We start from the raw sequence: 16,959 nt of genomic DNA on the forward strand, positions 1-16,959 counted from the left end.
GATGCTCTGGCCCGCCACACTGATCGGCGCTGGGGCAGGCTGGGCCCTGGCCAGCATCCCAGGGGCCCTGCTCGGCGGGCTGCTGGGGCAACTGCTCGACCGTCGGTTGCGCCTGGAGTCCTGGCGCAGCCTGCTGGCGCGCCTGCGGGGCAGGGCGGTGAGCGACGAGGATGACTTGCTGTTCCAGCTGCTTGGCTACCTGGCCAAGAGCGGCGGGCGGGTCGATGAGGTGCATATCCAGCAGGCGCGCCAGGAAATGACCCTGCGCAGGCTCGACGCCCGTGCCCGGCACCGGGCCATTGCCTCCTTCGGCAAGGGCAAGGCGGGTGTCGCCCACCTGCAGGAGGAGGTGGCGCGGCTCAAGGGGGAGCGTGCCGAGGCGGTATTGCTTGCCTGCTGGCGGATGGCCTGGGCCGGCGGCATGCTCAGCCAGTCGGCGCGGCAACTGGTGCTGCAGTGGGGGCGTTGGCTGGGCTGGTCGGCGGAACGCACCGAACGCCTGTCGGCGCGGGTCATGCCGCGGCGCGCGCGGCCAGTCGCCCAGGACAGCTATCGCGATGCACTGCTCCTGCTCGGTGTGGAGGCCGGAAGCGAACCGGTAGCGATCAAGCGTGCCTATCGCAAGCTGATCAGCCAGCACCACCCGGACAAGCTGGCGGGTGCCGGCGCCAGCGCCGAACGTGTGCGCGCGGCTACCGAGAAGACCCGCCAGTTGCAGGCGGCCTACGCCTTGATCCGAGAGCGCGAGGGCTTCCGCTGATCACTCCATGGGCTTCTGCGCAGCGGCTTGCAGGTGGAGGCCGAGCCAGCCGCGGATACGCCGGTAGAGCTGTTCCTGCTCGGCCTCGGGATCGGCCGGCAGGGCCTGCATCGCCACCTGGATGTAGGCCGGATGCTTCTGCCGCTTGCCGGCCTGCATGCGCAGCCTGGCGGCGTCCCGGTCGGCGCGGGTATCGCGGTAATAGAAGTCGCCGGTCGCCAGTTTCAGCTTCGGCACCATGTCTTCCAGTGGCGGGCGGAAGTCGCGCGGTAGCTCCGGCGCGACCAGCAGCAGGTTGTGGATTTCCGAAGGTTCCTTTTCCGCCAGGTAGCGTGCCGCCCAGTAGGCGCCGGTGCCGTGGCCGAGCAACACCACGCTCTTCGGTTCGTGCTGCAGGGCCAGGTCGATGGTTGCCTGCAGTCGCGCCATGACCCGCTCGGCATGCGCCTTGCGCTGTTCGACCGGATCGATGGCCGGTGGCGTGGGTCGCTCGTCGCTTTGCGCCGGCTCGCCGCTGCCGGCTTCGGCAGTGCTTTTCGCCGCCGGGGCGTTGCCACTTTCGCCTTTCACCTCGGTTTTGCTGGCGCTGTCGATGGCGCTGGCATCCTTGTCGGCACTGGCGCTGGCGGCGGAGCCCGCCGGGCGGGTGACCGGCGCGCTGCTCTGCGGGTCGGGCAGGGCCAGGCTCAGGGTCTGCCAGCCGGCGTCCGGCAGTTTGCGCCGCAGCGGCCCGATGACCTGGGGCCAGTCCGGACTTTCGCCATCGCCCGGGACCAGGATCACCACGCCCTCGGGTTCGGCGCTGTTGGCCGGCAGCCAGAGGGTGAGGAAACTCTCGTCGCCGGCCTTCAGGATCTGCTGGCTCTCTTCCGGCAACTGGCGTTCCAGGCCCCTGGCCTCGTCCTGGCTGCGTTCGCTGACCGCCGGGCGCTCCATTGCCGTCGGCGGTTGCTCCTTGGCGCTTTCTTCCTTGGCATGGGCGGCGGCCGGCCACAGCAGCGAGGTGGCCAACAGCAGGGCGAAGGGCTTCGGCGGGTGACGGAGGACCGGCATCGGAGATTCCTGATAGCTTTTTCAGAAGGGCAGCCTAAACCCTGGCCTGTTCTTTGTCAGGCCGAGCCTTCGCATGGTTCGCCACCCGCGCTCGCGGTAAGGTATGCCCGCTTTCCCTTTCGAAGCGCCGTTTCCGCGGGGTGTCGTCGGCATGTTGCGTCGTTTTTGCGTGTTTTTCTGCTGCCTGCTGCTGAGCCTGTCCCCGCGCGCCGAGGAGGCGCCGCCGGGCCTGCCGCTGACGGCGGAACTCCAGGCCTGGCTGGCGGGGCACCGCGAGTTGCGCGTGGGCGTCGTTACCGAAGTTCCCTACGCGCAGTACGACCGCCGCCTGCAGCGATACTCCGGAGCCAATGTGGAACTGATGGGCTGGCTGGCCGCGATCATGCAGGTGACTCTGCAATGGCAGGGGTATCCCGACCAGGCCGCGCTCGACGAGGCCCTGCGTGACGGCCGCGTGGATATCGCCCCCGGCCTCAGCCAGACACCGTCCGGCCTGCGTCTGTGGCTGTTTTCCGATCCCTACCTGCGCGTCTCGCGGCTGGTGGTGGGGCGACGCGAAGGCAGCGGCAGCGTCGAGCTGGAACAACTGGAGCGCGACACGCCGGTGGCCGTGCGCGGCCACGGCTCGGTTGCCGGCTACCTGAGCGGCACCTACAGCGGTCTGCGGCTGCTGCCGGCCGATTCCGAGCGCGAGGTGCTGCGCGCGGTGCTCGCCGGCCAGGCGCGCTACGCGGTGATCGACGAGGCGCAATTCAGCCGCCTGACCCGCGAACCGGAGTTCGCCGACCTCGCGGTGGTTGGCGACATCGGCTACCCGCAGCTGCTACGGGTGGCGACCCGGCGCGACTGGCCGGAACTGGCGATGGTGGTCGACCAGGCGCTGCGCGCATTGCCGCGCAAGTCCCTGGACCAGTTGCACGAGCGCTGGCTGCAACCCAGGTATCCGCGTCTCGGCGAGTCGCCGGGGTTCTGGCAGAACCTGTCGATCCTCCTCGGCCTGCTGCTGGCCGGCGCGCTGGCGGCGGTGTTCCTCCAGCGGCGCCAGCAGCAGGCCCTGGAAGCCCGGCTGTACGGCGCCCGCCGGGACCTGGAGTTGCGCCAGGCGGCCGAGGAAGCGCTGCGCCTGACCCAGTTCTCCGTCGACCACAGCACCCTGGGGATCCTCTGGGTCAACTGGGACAGCCGCGTGCGCTACGCCAACCGTGCCGCCGAACAGGTGCTCGGCTACGCCGACGGGCAACTGGTGGACCGCCCGTTGGTCGACTTCGAGCCCGGCCTGGACATGGACCGCTGGCTGACCCTGTGGCGCCGCGCGCGCAACAGCGAGGAAGGCCCGCTCAGCTTCGAGACCCGCTGCCTGCGCGCTGACGGCAGCTGGCTGCCGGCGGATGTCTCGCTGAGCTTCCTGCGTTTCGGCAACTCCGAATACCTGGTGGTGTTCCTCAGCGATGTCACCGAGCGCCGCCGCGCCCGCGAGGCGCTGCAGGAAAGCGAGGCGCGGATGAAGGGCATCGCCTCCAACGTGCCGGGCATGGTCTTCCGCCTGGAGCGGCCGCGGGCCGGCGCGTTTTCCGACTTCGCCTATATCAGCGAGGGTAGCGAGGCGCTGGTTGGCTACAGCGCTCGCGAACTGATCGAAAGCGGCCGTGGCATCCGCGGCCTGGTCCATCCGGATGATCGCGATGGCTACTGGTCGAGCCAGATGGCGGCCCTCGAGGAGGATCGCGACTGGCATTGGCAGGGGCGTATCCTCACCCGCCGGGGCGAGCTGCGCTGGGCCGACATCAAGGCCTCCGCGCGCTGCTTCGAGGATGGCCGCGCGGTATGGGACGGGGTGGTCTGGGACATCACCGCGAACAAGCAGATCGAACTCGAGCTGGGCGAATCGCGTGCGCAGTTGCGCGAACTGTCGGCGCACCTGGAGTCGGTGCGGGAGGAGGAGAAGGCGCGCATCGCCCGCGAGGTACATGATGAACTCGGCCAGGTGCTGACGGTGCTGAAACTGGAAACCTCGATGTGCGAACTGGCCTACGCCGACGCCGAGGACGGCCTGCGCGAACGCCTGGGCAACATGAAGAAGCTGATCGCCCAGCTGTTCCAGCTGGTGCGCGACGTGGCCACCGCGCTGCGCCCGCCGATCCTCGATGCCGGCATCGGTTCGGCGGTGGAGTGGCAGGCGCGGCGCTTCGAGGCGCGCACGCAGATTCCCTGCCTGGTGGAGGTGCCGGAGAATCCGCCGCAACTGGCCGACGCCAGGGCCATCGGCCTGTTCCGCATCCTCCAGGAAGCGTTGACCAATGTCATGCGGCATGCCGAAGCGCATACTGTACAACTGCGGCTGGTGCGCGAAGGCGAGGAGCTGTGCCTGAGCGTCAGCGACGACGGGCGCGGGTTCGATGTCGCCACGGTGGGGCGTGGCAGTTCCTTCGGCCTGGTCGGCATGCGCGAGCGGGTGCTGATGATGGGCGGCAGGCTGGACATCGACAGCGCACCGGGCGAGGGCACCACGCTCAGCGTGAGGATTCCGCTAGGCGTGTCGGGCCCGTCATAAGAACAACCGCCGGCAAGGCGGAACAGCGTGAGGCAGCGAAGAGTGGTGATCCGTGTCCTGGTCGCAGAAGACCACACCATCGTCAGGGAAGGCATCAAGCAACTGATCGGCATGGCCAAGGACCTGCAGGTGGTCGGGGAGGCCACCAATGGCGAGCAATTGCTGGAAACCCTGCGCGGCACGCCGTGCGAGGTGGTCCTGCTGGACATCTCCATGCCCGGCGTCAACGGTCTCGAGGCGATCCCGCGGATTCGCGCGCTGAGCGAGCCGCCGGCGATCCTGGTGCTGTCGATGCACGACGAGGCGCAGATGGCCGCCCGTGCGCTGAAGATCGGCGCCGCCGGCTATGCGACCAAGGACAGCGACCCGGCGCTGTTGCTCACCGCCATCCGGCGGGTCGCCGGCGGTGGCCGCTACATCGACCCGGACCTTGCCGACCGGATGGTCTTCGAGGTCGGCCTGACCGACTCGCGCCCGCCCCACGCACTGCTTTCCGAGCGTGAATTCTCGGTGTTCGAGCGGCTGGTGCAGGGCGCCAACGTCAACGAGATCGCCCAGCAACTGGCGGTCAGCAACAAGACCGTCAGTACCCACAAGGCGCGCCTGATGCAGAAGCTCAACGCGCATTCGGTGGCCGACCTGGTGCGTTACGCGATGGAGCACCGGCTGCTCTGAGGCGGTCGGCGCTGCCGGTTTTGCCTGCGGCCTGTGCGCCAGGTCCGGTTTTCGCGATCTGCCCCCTACCTGGCGTCCGCGTGGCAGGGAATGATGCGTGCCGGCCAACACGATAAGGAGAAGAAACGATGTTGCCAGCCATGAGGACGGGCCTGCTCTGCGCCCTTCTCGGAGTCAGCGTGCCCGCCTGGGCCGAATACGTGACCGTGATTTCCTTCGGTGGCGCCAACAAGGAGGCCCAGGAAAGCGCATTCTACAAACCCTTCAAGAGCGCCACCGGCAACAGCGTGGTGCATGGTTCCTACAATGGCGACCTGGCCAAGCTCAAGCGCATGGTGGAGATCAGCCATGTGTCCTGGGACGTGGTCGAGGTCGAGGCGCCGGAGCTGGCGCGCGGCTGCGAGGAAGGGTTGTTCGAGAAGCTGGACATGGCGAAGGTCGGCGATCCCGCCGATTTCGTTCCCGGCGCGGTGCAGCCCTGCGGGGTCGGCATCTTCGTCTGGACCACGCTGCTCGCCTACAACCGCGACAAGGTCGCCGGCACGCCGCAAGGCTGGGCGGACTTCTGGGACGTGAAGAAGTTTCCCGGTAAGCGCGGCCTGCGTTGGGGCGCGAAGTACAGCCTGGAGTTCGCCCTGATGGCCGATGGCGTGGCACCGAAGGACGTCTACCCGGTACTGGCGACGCCAGCGGGCGTCGAACGGGCGTTCCGCAAGCTCGACGAGCTGAAGCCCTATATCCACTGGTGGAAGTCCGGCCAGGACCCGGTGCGCGACCTGTCCGACGGTACGGTGGCGATGAGCTCCGCCTACAACGGCCGGATCGCCGCGGCCCAGGCCGAGAAGCGGCACCTGTCGATGGTCTGGAGTGGCGGTGTGTACGATTTCGATTTCTGGGCGTTGCCGGCCGGGGTGTGGAAGAAGCAACTGGCCGAGGATTTCATTCGCTTCGCCAGCCAGCCGGAGCAGCAGAAGGCCTTCGCCGAGAACATCGCCTACGGCCCGGCCAACCGCAAGGCGGTGGACCTGCTCGATCCCGGGGTCGCCGCCAACCTGCCGACCGCGGCGCAGAACATGAAGAACGCGGTGGGCATGAACGTGGCCTTCTGGGCGGAGCATGGCGAGGCCCTGGAGCAGCGCTTCCAGAACTGGGTCAAGCGCTGAGGGAGCCTCCGCGCGTCGATCGGCGGTTGGGTGGCGCAAACCTTTGCGTCGCTTGAAAACCTTGTTGCAGAGCGCCTCGAACCGTTTCGGGGCGTTTTTTATTCTGTAGGGCAATTCCTACAAATGGCTTTCCCTTCCCCTGATAGCAAACTCTCTCCCCGGCCGATTTGCGCCGCGCTCGGGGTTCTCTAGGCTGTCCGCACAGCATCCATAAAACGAACAAAGGTGCGGTTATGGCCGAGACTCAAGGCGGCGATGTGCTGGTCAGCTTCCGTGGCGTGCAGAAGAGCTACGACGGCGAGACCCTCATCGTGAAGGATCTCAACCTGGACATTCGCAAGGGCGAATTCCTCACCCTGCTCGGCCCCTCCGGGTCCGGCAAGACCACCAGCCTGATGATGCTGGCCGGTTTCGAAACCCCCACTGCCGGCGAGATCCTCCTGGCCGGTCGCTCGATCAACAATGTCCCTCCGCACAAGCGCGACATCGGCATGGTGTTCCAGAACTATGCGCTGTTCCCGCACATGACCGTGGCCGAGAACCTGGCCTTTCCCCTCAGCGTCCGCGGCATGGGCAAGACCGACGTGAAGGAACGGGTCAAGCGCGCGCTGTCGATGGTCCAGCTCGATGCCTTTGCCGGGCGCTACCCGGCGCAGCTCTCCGGTGGTCAGCAGCAGCGCGTGGCGCTGGCCCGCGCGCTGGTGTTCGAGCCGCAGCTGGTGCTGATGGACGAGCCGCTGGGTGCGCTGGACAAGCAACTGCGCGAGCACATGCAGATGGAGATCAAGCATCTGCACCAGCGCCTCGGCGTGACCGTGGTCTACGTCACCCACGACCAGGGCGAGGCGCTGACCATGTCCGACCGGGTGGCGGTGTTCCACCAGGGCGAGATCCAGCAGATCGAGCCGCCGCGCAACCTCTACGAGCATCCGCGCAACACCTTCGTGGCCAATTTCATCGGCGAGAACAACCGCCTTTCCGGGCAACTCCTCAGTCGCGACGGCGAACGCTGCGTGGTGGGCTTGCCGCGCGGCGAGAAGATCGAGGCGCTGGCGATCAACGTCGGCCAGCCGGGCGAGCCGGTGACCCTGTCGATCCGCCCCGAGCGGGTGCGCCTGAACGGCGCCAGCGAGGCCTGCGCCAACCGTTTTTCCGGCCGCGTGGCCGAGTTCGTCTACCTGGGCGATCACGTGCGCGTGCGCCTGGAGGTCTGCGGCCGCGAGGACTTCTTCGTCAAGCAGCCGATCGCCGAGCTGGACCCGACGCTGAGCGTCGGCGATGTGGTTCCGCTGGGCTGGCAGGTCGAGCATGTGAGGGCGCTCGACCCCCTGCCGGCGGCGTGAGCGCCGGCAGTCCCGAACCGTACCGAAGCAACCCTGCACTGTGGAGAGAACAATAATGTCGAAATCCCTGAAAGCGGCCAGCCTCAAGTTCGCCACCCTGGCGGCGGGCCTGGCCTGCGCGGCCCAGGCCATGGCGGTGGACCTGACCGTGGTGTCCTTCGGCGGGGCCAACAAGAGCGCCCAGATCAAGGCGTTCTACGAGCCCTACCAGAAAGCCACCGGCAACAGGATCGTCGCCGGCGAATACAATGGCGAGATGGCCAAGGTGAAGGCCATGGTCGATACCAACAGCGTGTCCTGGGACCTGGTGGAAGTGGAGTCTCCGGAGCTGTCGCGCGGCTGCGACGAAGGCCTGTTCGAGGAACTCGACCCGGCGCAGTTCGGCAAGACCGAGGACTTCGTGCCCGGCGCCATCCAACCGTGCGGCGTGGGTTTCTTCGTCTGGTCCACGGTGCTCGCCTACAACGCCGACAAGCTGAAAAGCGCGCCGACCAGTTGGGCGGACTTCTGGGACATCAAGAAATTCCCCGGCAAGCGCGGCCTGCGCAAGGGCGCCAAGTACACCCTGGAATTCGCCCTGATGGCCGACGGCGTGGCGCCGAAGGACGTCTACAGCGTGCTTGCCACCAAGGAAGGCCAGGATCGCGCCTTCAAGAAGCTCGACGAGATCAAGTCGAGCATCCAGTGGTGGGAGGCGGGCGCACAGCCGCCGCAGTACCTGGCTTCCGGTGACGTGGTGATGAGCTCGGCCTACAACGGCCGGATCGCCGCGGTGCAGAAGGAAAGCAACCTGAAGGTGGTGTGGAACGGCGGCATCTACGACTTCGACGCCTGGGCTATCCCGAAAGGCGCGAAGAAGCAGGAAGAGACCCTGAAGTTCATCGCCTTCTCGGTACAGCCGCAGCAGCAGAAGACCTACTCGGAGAACATCGCCTACGGCCCGGCCAACAAGCAGGCGGTGCCGCTGCTGGACAAGGCCCTGCTGAAGGACATGCCGACCACTCCGGAAAACATCCAGAACCAGGTGGCAATGGACGTGACCTTCTGGGCCGACTACGGCGAGCAACTGGAACAGCGCTTCAACGCCTGGGCGGCCAGGTAAGTCACGCCCATCCTCCCCGGAGGGCTGGAGGGTGCGCCGTCCGGCGCACCCTCCCATGGTTCCATCTTTTCCAGGGCCGCGCCCGACGGCCCGTTTTTTCCGGAGTTCGCTATGGCCACAGCTGTGCCCATGTCCCAGGCCGCCGGCAGCACCCTCAAGCAACGCCTGGCGCGCGCCGAGCGGATGAACCGCCTGAAGTCCCAGGCGCTGATCCTGCCCCTGGTGGCCTTCCTGGTCCTGACCTTCCTGGTGCCGATCGCTGCCCTGCTCTACAAGAGCGTGTCCAACCCTGAAGTGGTTCGCTCGTTGCCGCTGACGGTGGAGGCCATCTCCGCCTGGGACGGCAAGTCGCTGCCGGCCGACGCCGTCTACAAGGCGCTCAGCCAGGATCTCGCCGAGGCTCGTCGCAACCAGACCATCGGCGATCTCTCCAAGCGCCTGAACATGGAACTGGCCGGCTATCGCAGCCTGCTGGCGAAGACCGCGCGCAAGCTGCCGTTCAAGGAGGAGCCCGCTTCCTACAAGGACGCCATGGAACAGCTCGACGAGCGCTGGGGTGACCCCGCCTATTGGCAGGTGATCCGCCGCAATGCCAGCAGCTATACCCCCTACTACCTGCTCGCGGCCCTCGACCACCGCATCGACGACCTTGGCGAAGTGGCCCGCGCCACCCCGGACCAGGCCATCTACCTGGACATCTTCGCCCGCACCTTCTGGATGGGCGCGGTGATCACCGTCGTCTGCCTGCTGCTCGCCTACCCGCTGGCCTACCTGCTGGCCAACCTGCCGACGCGCAAGAGCAACCTGCTGATGATCCTGGTCCTGCTGCCGTTCTGGACCTCGATCCTGGTCCGCGTCGCCGCCTGGATCGTGCTGCTGCAATCAGGCGGCCTGATCAACGGCGCGCTGCTCAAGCTCGGCCTGATCGACCAGCCGCTGCAACTGGTGTTCAACCGTACCGGGGTGTACATCGCGATGGTGCATATCATGCTGCCGTTCATGATCCTGCCGATCTACAGCGTGATGAAAGGCATCTCGCCGAGCTACATGCGCGCTGCGATTTCCCTGGGCTGCCATCCGTTCGCCAGCTTCTGGCGGGTGTACTTCCCGCAGACCGTCGCGGGCGTCGGCGCCGGTTGCCTGCTGGTGTTCATCCTGTCCATCGGCTACTACATCACCCCGGCGCTGCTGGGCAGCCCGAACGACCAGATGGTCAGCTACTTCGTCGCCTTCTATACCAACAGCACCATCAACTGGGGCATGGCCACCGCCCTCGGCGGCCTGCTGCTGCTCGCCACCCTGGTGCTCTACATCGTCTATAGCTGGCTGGTGGGTGCCAGCCGACTGCGCCTGGGATAAGGCGTCTTCGAGGAAGGCCCCCTGCCCGGCCCTCAGGGCCGGGCAGGGGGCCGCACGAAACACATTGGAGAGCGAGTCATGCTTAGTCCCTACATGTCCCCGGTCGAGCGCCTGTGGTTCTACTCCCTGCGCATCCTCTGCGGCCTGGTGCTGCTGTTCCTGGTATTGCCGGTGCTGGTCATCGTGCCGCTGTCGTTCAACTCCGGGACTTTCCTGGTCTACCCGTTGCAGGGCTTTTCCCTGCGCTGGTACGCCGACTTCTTCCAGTCCGCCGAGTGGATGCGCTCGCTGACCAACAGCCTGATCGTCGCCCCGGCGGCGACCCTGCTGGCGATGGTCTTCGGCACCCTCGCCGCGATCGGCCTGACCCGCGGCGAGTTCCGCGGCAAGGCACTGGTGATGAGCCTGATGATTTCGCCGATGGTGGTGCCGGTGGTGATCATCGGCGTCGCCAGTTACCTGTTCTTCGCCCCGCTCGGACTGGGCAACAGCTACCTGTCGCTGATCGTGGTGCATGCGGTGCTCGGCGTGCCGTTCGTGATCATCACCGTCTCGGCGACCCTGCAGGGTTTCAACCACAACCTGGTGCGCGCCGCCGCCAGCCTCGGCGCGCCGCCGCTGACCGCCTTCTTCCGGGTGACCCTGCCGCTGATCGCTCCCGGGGTGATTTCCGGCGCGCTGTTCGCCTTCGCCACCTCGTTCGACGAAGTGGTGGTGACCCTGTTCCTCGCCGGTCCCGAGCAGGCCACCCTGCCGCGGCAGATGTTCAGCGGCATCCGCGAGAACCTCAGCCCCACCATCGCTGCCGCGGCGACCCTGCTGATCGGCTTTTCCGTGCTGCTGTTGCTGACCCTGGAATGGCTGCGCGGACGCAGCGAGAAGATGCGCACCGCGCAACCCGGCGCCTGAGGCGCAGGCCGCGCCCGGCTTCGTCCGGGCGTCGGCTGCTGCGGCGAAAGGTCGTCATTTTCACCGCCAAAAACCGATAACGGCTACAATGCGCGCCTTCCGTGATCCCCTTTGAGGTGCGCCATGCAACCCTTCGCCATCGCTCCGTCGATCCTTTCCGCCGATTTCGCCCGCCTGGGCGAGGACGTGGACAAGGTGCTCGCCGCCGGTGCCGACATCGTTCACTTCGACGTGATGGACAACCACTACGTGCCGAACCTGACCATCGGTCCGATGGTCTGCTCGGCGCTGCGCAAGTACGGCGTGAGCGCGCCGATCGACGTGCACCTGATGGTCTCCCCGGTGGATCGCATCATCGGCGACTTCATCGAAGCTGGCGCCACCTACATCACCTTCCATCCGGAAGCCTCCCAGCACATCGACCGCTCCCTGCAACTGATCCGCGACGGCGGCTGCAAGGCCGGCCTGGTATTCAACCCGGCCACTCCGCTGGACGTGCTGAAGTACGTGATGGACAAGGTCGACATGGTCCTGCTGATGAGCGTCAATCCCGGCTTCGGCGGGCAGAAGTTCATCCCCGGTACCCTCGACAAGTTGCGTGAGGCACGCGCCCTGATCGATGCCTCCGGTCGCGAGATTCGCCTGGAGATCGATGGCGGCGTCAACGTCAAGAACATCCGTGAGATCGCCGCGGCGGGTGCCGATACCTTCGTCGCCGGCTCGGCCATCTTCAATGCCCCGGACTACGCCGAGGTCATCCGCGCCATGCATGCCGAACTGGCCCAGGCGCACCCGTAATGAGCGCTGCGGAGCCGTTCTTCGCCACGCGCCTGCCGCGTCTGGTGATGTTCGACCTGGATGGCACCCTGGTCGATTCCGTTCCCGACCTCACCGCCGCGGTCGACAGCATGCTCGCCAGCCTCGGGCGGCCGCCGGCGGGCATCGAGAAGGTCCGCCAGTGGATCGGTAACGGCGCGCGCATCCTGGTGCGTCGCGCCCTGGCCGGAAGCATCGAGCACGACGGCATCGGCGAGGAGGAAACCGAAGCCGCGCTGGCGCTGTTCATGGAGGCCTATGCCGACAGTCATGCGCTCACCGAGGTCTATCCGGGCGTCGTCGATACCCTCAGGTGGCTCAAGCGCAACGGCGTGGAAATGGCGCTGATCACCAACAAGCCGGAGCGCTTCGTCGCGCCGCTGCTGGACGAGATGAAGCTGGGCCGCTATTTCCGCTGGATCATCGGCGGCGATACCCTGCCGCAGCAGAAGCCCGACCCGGCGGCACTGCTGTTCGTGATGAAGATGGCCGGGGTCGAGCCGGAGGACGCGTTGTTCGTCGGCGACTCGCGCAACGACGTGCTCGCCGCCAAGGCCGCCGGCGTGCGCTGTGCGGCGTTGTCCTACGGCTACAACCACGGCCGGCCGATCGCCGAGGAAGCGCCCACCCTGGTCATCGACAACCTGCGCGACCTCCTGCCTTGCGCCGACCGGGCCGCTGCGATAGTGTTGCCGGACGACTCCCTTTCCCCCACCGACCAGCGAGATCAAGCCGTGGCGGTCAGCAAACTCTGGATGAAGGTCATCAAGGCCCTGGCGCGTTGGCGCTGGCGCGCCTGACATCATCCTCCGCCGGATAGCCGGCGCGCGTTTGCACCCTGTTGACCGTTCTCTCCTCCCACGAGGCTGATCATGAATCGCGAAGAATTCCTGCGGCTGGCCGCCGATGGCTACAACCGCATCCCGCTGTCCTTCGAGACCCTTGCCGACTTCGACACGCCACTGTCGATCTACCTGAAGCTGGCCGACGCGCCCAACTCCTACCTGCTGGAGTCGGTGCAGGGCGGCGAGAAGTGGGGGCGCTATTCGATCATCGGCCTGCCCTGCCGCACGGTGCTGCGGGTCTACGGCCACCAGGTCCGGATCAGCGTAGACGGGGCGGAGACCGAGCGCTTCGACTGTGCGGACCCGCTGGCCTTCGTCGAGGAGTTCAAGGCGCGCTACCAGGTGCCCACCGTGTCCGGCCTGCCGCGTTTCGATGGGGGCCTGGTCGGCTATTTCGGCTACGACTGCGTGCGCTACGTGGAAAAGCGCCTGGCCAGTTGCCCGAACCCCGACCCGCTGGGCAACCCGGACATCCTGCTGATGGTTTCCGATGCGGTGGTGGTGTTCGACAACCTGGCCGGTAAGATCCATGCCATCGCGCTGGCCGATCCCGCCGAGGAGAATGCCTACGAGCGTGGCCAGGCCCGCCTGGAGGAACTGCTGGAGCGTTTGCGCCAGCCGATCGTCCCGCGTCGCGGCCTCGACCTCGAGGCGGCCCGGGGCGGCGAGCCGGCGTTCCGCGCCAGCTTCACCCGCGAGGATTACGAGAGCGCGGTCGAGCGCATCAAGGACTACATCCTCGCCGGCGATTGCATGCAGGTGGTGCCGTCGCAGCGCATGTCCATCGAATTCAAGGCGGCGCCCATCGACCTGTATCGCGCGCTGCGCTGCTTCAACCCGACGCCCTACATGTACTTCTTCAACTTCGGCGATTTCCATGTGGTGGGCAGTTCGCCGGAAGTACTGGTGCGGGTCGAGGATGGCTTGGTCACCGTGCGCCCCATCGCCGGCACCCGCCCGCGCGGGATCAACGAAGAGGCCGACCTGGCGCTGGAGCAGGACCTGCTTTCGGATGCCAAGGAGATCGCCGAGCACCTGATGCTCATCGACCTGGGTCGCAACGACGTGGGGCGGGTTTCCGATATCGGCGCGGTGAAGGTCACCGAGAAGATGGTGATCGAGCGTTATTCCAACGTCATGCACATCGTTTCCAACGTCACCGGCCACCTGCGCGAGGGGCTCGGTGCGATGGACGCGCTGCGGGCGATCCTGCCGGCGGGCACCCTGTCCGGCGCGCCGAAGATCCGCGCCATGGAGATCATCGACGAGCTGGAGCCGGTCAAGCGTGGAGTCTACGGCGGCGCGGTCGGCTACCTGGCATGGAACGGCAACATGGATACCGCCATCGCCATCCGCACCGCGGTGATCAAGGATGGCGAACTGCATGTGCAGGCCGGCGGTGGCATCGTCGCCGATTCGGTTCCGGCCCTGGAGTGGGAAGAAACCATCAACAAGCGCCGGGCGATGTTCCGCGCCGTGGCGCTGGCCGAACAGAGCGTCGAATAAGACGGCGCGAGGCGGAAGAACAGAAGGCGGATGGCGTTTGCGTCATCCGCCTTTTTTTTGTGTCCGGCTGGACCCACGCATGGGCTTCGCCTTACGCGGAATCGCTTTCGTAGGGCGAATATCGCGGCGCGATATCCGCCAGAGGGCAGGACGCCGAACCCGCCTCAAGATGAAGTGATCGAGATGTCCGGTTGGCGGATAACGCCTTCGGCATTACTTGCCTATGCAGAAGGCGCCGGGCGGAGCATGGTGTCGCTCCCAAGATGGAGGCAACGGGGCAGGACGCTCAGGATGCGACGCTGTCCGTGCCTGGCTGCGCTCGGCGAGCGCTCCCGGCCTGGCTTGCGCGCTGGTCGACATAGGCGGCCAGGTGATCGAGGGCGACGAACTGCATGGCCTTGTGGCTATCGTCCAGGGTCGTCACCGGCAGGGCGATACGCCCGCAGGCCAGGGCCTTGCTGAAGTTTTCCTTGTTCAGGTTGCGGAACCAGCGTTCGCGGACCTGCTCCAGTGGCACCAGGACGTCGCCGAAGATGCGGTAGACCAGCTCCACGGTTTCCTGGCGCGGTACATGGGTGTTGGGGGCGATGGATGGCTGCACGGTATTCCCTCCTGCGCGGCTATGCGTCGATGGAGAAAATATAGCTCAGGTTGTTTTTCGATTCAATAGCATAAGTCGTAACGGACCGGGCGCGGCGCGTTCACCTGACCAGGGACGGGCCGCGCCGATGGCGTACGGTGGACCACCAGAAGACCCAGCCGATCATACTGATCTGCCGGCTGCGCATATCTTCGGGCGAGTACTCCTCGTCGGGATATTCTTCGCGATTGAAGCTGCGCAGGCGGATGCCGCCGCCGGGCAGGCGATAGACGAATTTCACCCGCAGCATGCCGTCGTGCTCGAGGGCATAGATCTCGCCGTCGGTGATGTGGGTGGTGGCGGTGTCCACGCCGATGGTGGAGCCATCCATGATCAGCGGCTCCATGCTGTTGCCGGTCAGCTGGGCGCAGATCGCCGCCGACGGATCGACACCGGAGGCGCGCAGCGTGGCATACGAAAAGCGCAGCTTGCGCCCCTCTATCTCGCGGACCGCGGTGCGGCCGGCGCCGGCGGACATTTCCACCTCCTTGTACAGCGGCAGTTCCACCTCGTCCTCGTCCAGGGGGGTCTCGCTGTCCCACGGATGCAGCGGTTCCAGCACCAGCGGACTGCCATCCGCCACTGGCACGGTGCTGCGCGCGGCGGGCGCGCCTTCACCGGTCTGCAGCCAGACCGGCGAGACGCCCAGGGCCGCGGCGATCTCGATCAGCTTGCGAGTGCTTTGGGCCTTGCCGGAGGTCAGCTTGTGGATGGTGTTCTGCGAAACCCCGGCCGCTTCGGCGAGGGTCTCCTGCTTGAGGTTGCGCATCGCCATGGCCTGCTTGAGGCGGGCGGCGAAGCTGTCGGGCGGGATCTGGGTGCTCTTGTCCATGCTCGGCAATCTACAGGCCAGTGCCTTTTCTGTAAAGAGCCTAGGTGTTGACCATAAATAGCTTTGGTTGTAACTTCTCTTCCGTCAGAAAGCGGAAGAGGTGAGTTTCACAACTCCCTACCCGCTTTCAGGGATTTCACATTGGGTGCAGGGATGCACCCGGTTGTCGGCGGCCGACGATGTTGGCGCCGACTGCTTGGGTGCCGGGGCCACGGGAAAGCGCTCCGGCACCTAGAGGGCCGGAGCGCCTTCCATGCAGACGCTCCGTCCCGCTCATTCATTCTGTCGCCGGCCTGCTTCAGGTACGGCGGCGTCGTACAGGGAGTCATTGCCATGTCGCGAGATACGCACGCGCCATTTCCAGGCGGGGGAGCGCAGTCCGCCGAAGCGGAGTCGTCCATCCGCCATGTTCCATCCGTCCAGCCGCCCGGCGTCGGGCCCGCCAGGGAGGCTTTCCATGGCTGATCTCGCCGACCGCGCCAATGAACTGGTCCTGGCTCGTCTCGACGGCCTCCTGGCGGCGCGTCCTGCGCTGGTAATCCGCGAGTCCGCCGAGGAGTGCCAGGACTGTGGCGAGCCCATACCCCAGGCGCGCCGCCAGGCGGTGCCGGGCTGCAACCGTTGCATCGATTGCCAGGCACGCCACGAGCGCCGCTGAACCACACCATGCCGGCCCCTGCGGGCAGTGAAAGGAGACACGACCGTGATCAAAGCCATCGATGAAATGCTCAAGCTCTGGGCCGAGGAAATGCACACGCCGGGCAGCAACGGCGGCGGTTACGCCGGCGGCAACCTGATCGCCATGCTGATCGCCAGCAAGGGCGAGGTGGTACGTGGCCATCGTGGCAGCCGGGTGATCCTCGACCGCGTGGCGGAGGTCGATCGCCTGGTCAATCGCCTGCCCGAGGAACTGAAGACCGTGGTGGTGGAGCACTACCTCAATCGCGACAGCTTCCCTGAGCAGAAGTACCGTCACTGCGGTTGCAGCCGCAACACCTTCTATTTGCGCCTGCACGTGGCCCACCAGGGCATCCAGGACGGCCTGCTGCGGCGGGCGGCCTGAGCGCTTTCCTCCACACCTGTCCCCTGGTGTTTTCCAACCGGCCTTCGGGCCGGTTTTTTTATGCCTGTCGCCCGCGGAGGCGGCGAATCCAACGCACGGCAGCGCTCCTTGCACGGCAGATGCGAAGTCCGGCCGGCGGAGCCGGCCTTTTCCTCAGTCGATGCCGGGCTTTTCCCTATCGGAAGTTGGTAGACGCTTACCCGGATGCCTGGCGAATGCTCCCAGGACGGTATATCACCCTCATATCGTGGTGCGTCTCCCTCCTATTGCAGTGGATTGTCGAGAAGGCATTGCCGGGCTGGGAATCGGGCGGTAAAAAGTAGTCATTCTTGTAAAGGTGCG

16 protein-coding genes are annotated in these 16,959 nt (G+C 66.3%); 13 read left to right on the forward strand and 3 right to left on the reverse strand.

The window, feature by feature from the left end; translation table 11 throughout:
- Nucleotide 1 precedes the first annotated feature (1 nt).
- Nucleotides 2-760: a DnaJ domain-containing protein gene (locus tag B7D75_RS03015; RefSeq protein WP_107113731.1), complete on the forward strand. Its 759-nt coding sequence runs from the start codon at nt 2-4 to the stop codon at nt 758-760.
- Here the strand turns inward: B7D75_RS03015 and B7D75_RS03020 are convergent, their stop codons facing one another.
- Nucleotides 761-1,813: an alpha/beta hydrolase family protein gene (locus B7D75_RS03020; protein WP_107113732.1), complete on the reverse strand. Its 1,053-nt coding sequence runs from the start codon at nt 1,811-1,813 to the stop codon at nt 761-763.
- A 151-nt stretch (nt 1,814-1,964) separates the two neighbouring features.
- Here B7D75_RS03020 and B7D75_RS03025 point away from each other — a divergent pair, with 151 nt between their 5' ends.
- From B7D75_RS03025 to trpE, 10 genes are all read left to right on the forward strand, one after another.
- Nucleotides 1,965-4,364 (forward strand): PAS domain-containing sensor histidine kinase, encoded by a 2,400-nt coding sequence (locus B7D75_RS03025; protein WP_053816605.1) that lies wholly within the window; start codon nt 1,965-1,967, stop codon nt 4,362-4,364.
- 42 nt (nt 4,365-4,406) lie between these two features.
- Nucleotides 4,407-5,039: a response regulator gene (locus B7D75_RS03030; protein WP_023442961.1), complete on the forward strand. Its 633-nt coding sequence runs from the start codon at nt 4,407-4,409 to the stop codon at nt 5,037-5,039.
- A gap of 128 nt (nt 5,040-5,167) precedes the next feature.
- Nucleotides 5,168-6,202: an ABC transporter substrate-binding protein gene (locus B7D75_RS03035; protein ID WP_012074186.1), complete on the forward strand. Its 1,035-nt coding sequence runs from the start codon at nt 5,168-5,170 to the stop codon at nt 6,200-6,202.
- A 233-nt stretch (nt 6,203-6,435) separates the two neighbouring features.
- On the forward strand, nt 6,436-7,545 hold the full coding sequence (locus tag B7D75_RS03040) for an ABC transporter ATP-binding protein (protein WP_012074187.1): 1,110 nt from the start codon (nt 6,436-6,438) through the stop codon (nt 7,543-7,545).
- Between the two features lie 55 nt (nt 7,546-7,600).
- Nucleotides 7,601-8,647, forward strand: a complete 1,047-nt coding sequence (locus B7D75_RS03045) for an ABC transporter substrate-binding protein (RefSeq protein ID WP_012074188.1) — start codon at nt 7,601-7,603, stop codon at nt 8,645-8,647.
- Nucleotides 8,648-8,758: 111 nt separating this feature from the next.
- Nucleotides 8,759-10,006: an ABC transporter permease gene (locus B7D75_RS03050; RefSeq protein WP_012074189.1), complete on the forward strand. Its 1,248-nt coding sequence runs from the start codon at nt 8,759-8,761 to the stop codon at nt 10,004-10,006.
- Nucleotides 10,007-10,084: 78 nt separating this feature from the next.
- Nucleotides 10,085-10,915, forward strand: a complete 831-nt coding sequence (locus B7D75_RS03055; RefSeq protein ID WP_003152154.1) for an ABC transporter permease — start codon at nt 10,085-10,087, stop codon at nt 10,913-10,915.
- Nucleotides 10,916-11,038: 123 nt separating this feature from the next.
- A complete protein-coding gene (gene rpe / locus B7D75_RS03060; RefSeq protein ID WP_012074190.1) occupies nt 11,039-11,713 on the forward strand; it encodes a ribulose-phosphate 3-epimerase in 675 nt (224 codons plus the stop codon).
- On the forward strand, nt 11,713-12,531 hold the full coding sequence (locus B7D75_RS03065; protein ID WP_033999495.1) for a phosphoglycolate phosphatase: 819 nt from the start codon (nt 11,713-11,715) through the stop codon (nt 12,529-12,531). Before rpe ends, B7D75_RS03065 begins: the two co-directional genes overlap by 1 nt.
- A 72-nt stretch (nt 12,532-12,603) precedes the next feature.
- Nucleotides 12,604-14,082, forward strand: coding sequence for an anthranilate synthase component I (trpE, locus tag B7D75_RS03070; RefSeq protein WP_003152157.1), 1,479 nt, complete (start codon nt 12,604-12,606; stop codon nt 14,080-14,082).
- A gap of 286 nt (nt 14,083-14,368) precedes the next feature.
- Here trpE and prtN read toward each other — a convergent pair whose 3' ends face one another.
- Complete coding sequence (prtN, locus tag B7D75_RS03075; protein WP_043100674.1) at nt 14,369-14,683, reverse strand: pyocin genes transcriptional regulator PrtN; 315 nt, start codon at nt 14,681-14,683, stop codon at nt 14,369-14,371.
- A gap of 100 nt (nt 14,684-14,783) precedes the next feature.
- Nucleotides 14,784-15,554, reverse strand: a complete 771-nt coding sequence (prtR, locus tag B7D75_RS03080; protein ID WP_034079696.1) for a transcriptional regulator PrtR — start codon at nt 15,552-15,554, stop codon at nt 14,784-14,786.
- Between the two features lie 457 nt (nt 15,555-16,011).
- On the opposite strand from prtR, the gene B7D75_RS03085 reads away from it, so the two are divergent.
- Together B7D75_RS03085 and B7D75_RS03090 are read left to right on the forward strand one after the other, a co-directional pair.
- Nucleotides 16,012-16,212 (forward strand): TraR/DksA C4-type zinc finger protein, encoded by a 201-nt coding sequence (locus tag B7D75_RS03085; protein ID WP_003152160.1) that lies wholly within the window; start codon nt 16,012-16,014, stop codon nt 16,210-16,212.
- A gap of 45 nt (nt 16,213-16,257) precedes the next feature.
- Nucleotides 16,258-16,617 carry a PA0613 family protein gene (locus B7D75_RS03090; protein WP_034079698.1) on the forward strand — a complete coding sequence of 120 codons (360 nt, stop codon included), beginning with the start codon at nt 16,258-16,260 and terminating at the stop codon, nt 16,615-16,617.
- Nucleotides 16,618-16,959: the final 342 nt, after the last annotated feature.

Origin of the sequence: Pseudomonas paraeruginosa, assembly GCF_003025345.2 — a bacterium.
Classification (GTDB): domain Bacteria; phylum Pseudomonadota; class Gammaproteobacteria; order Pseudomonadales; family Pseudomonadaceae; genus Pseudomonas; species Pseudomonas paraeruginosa.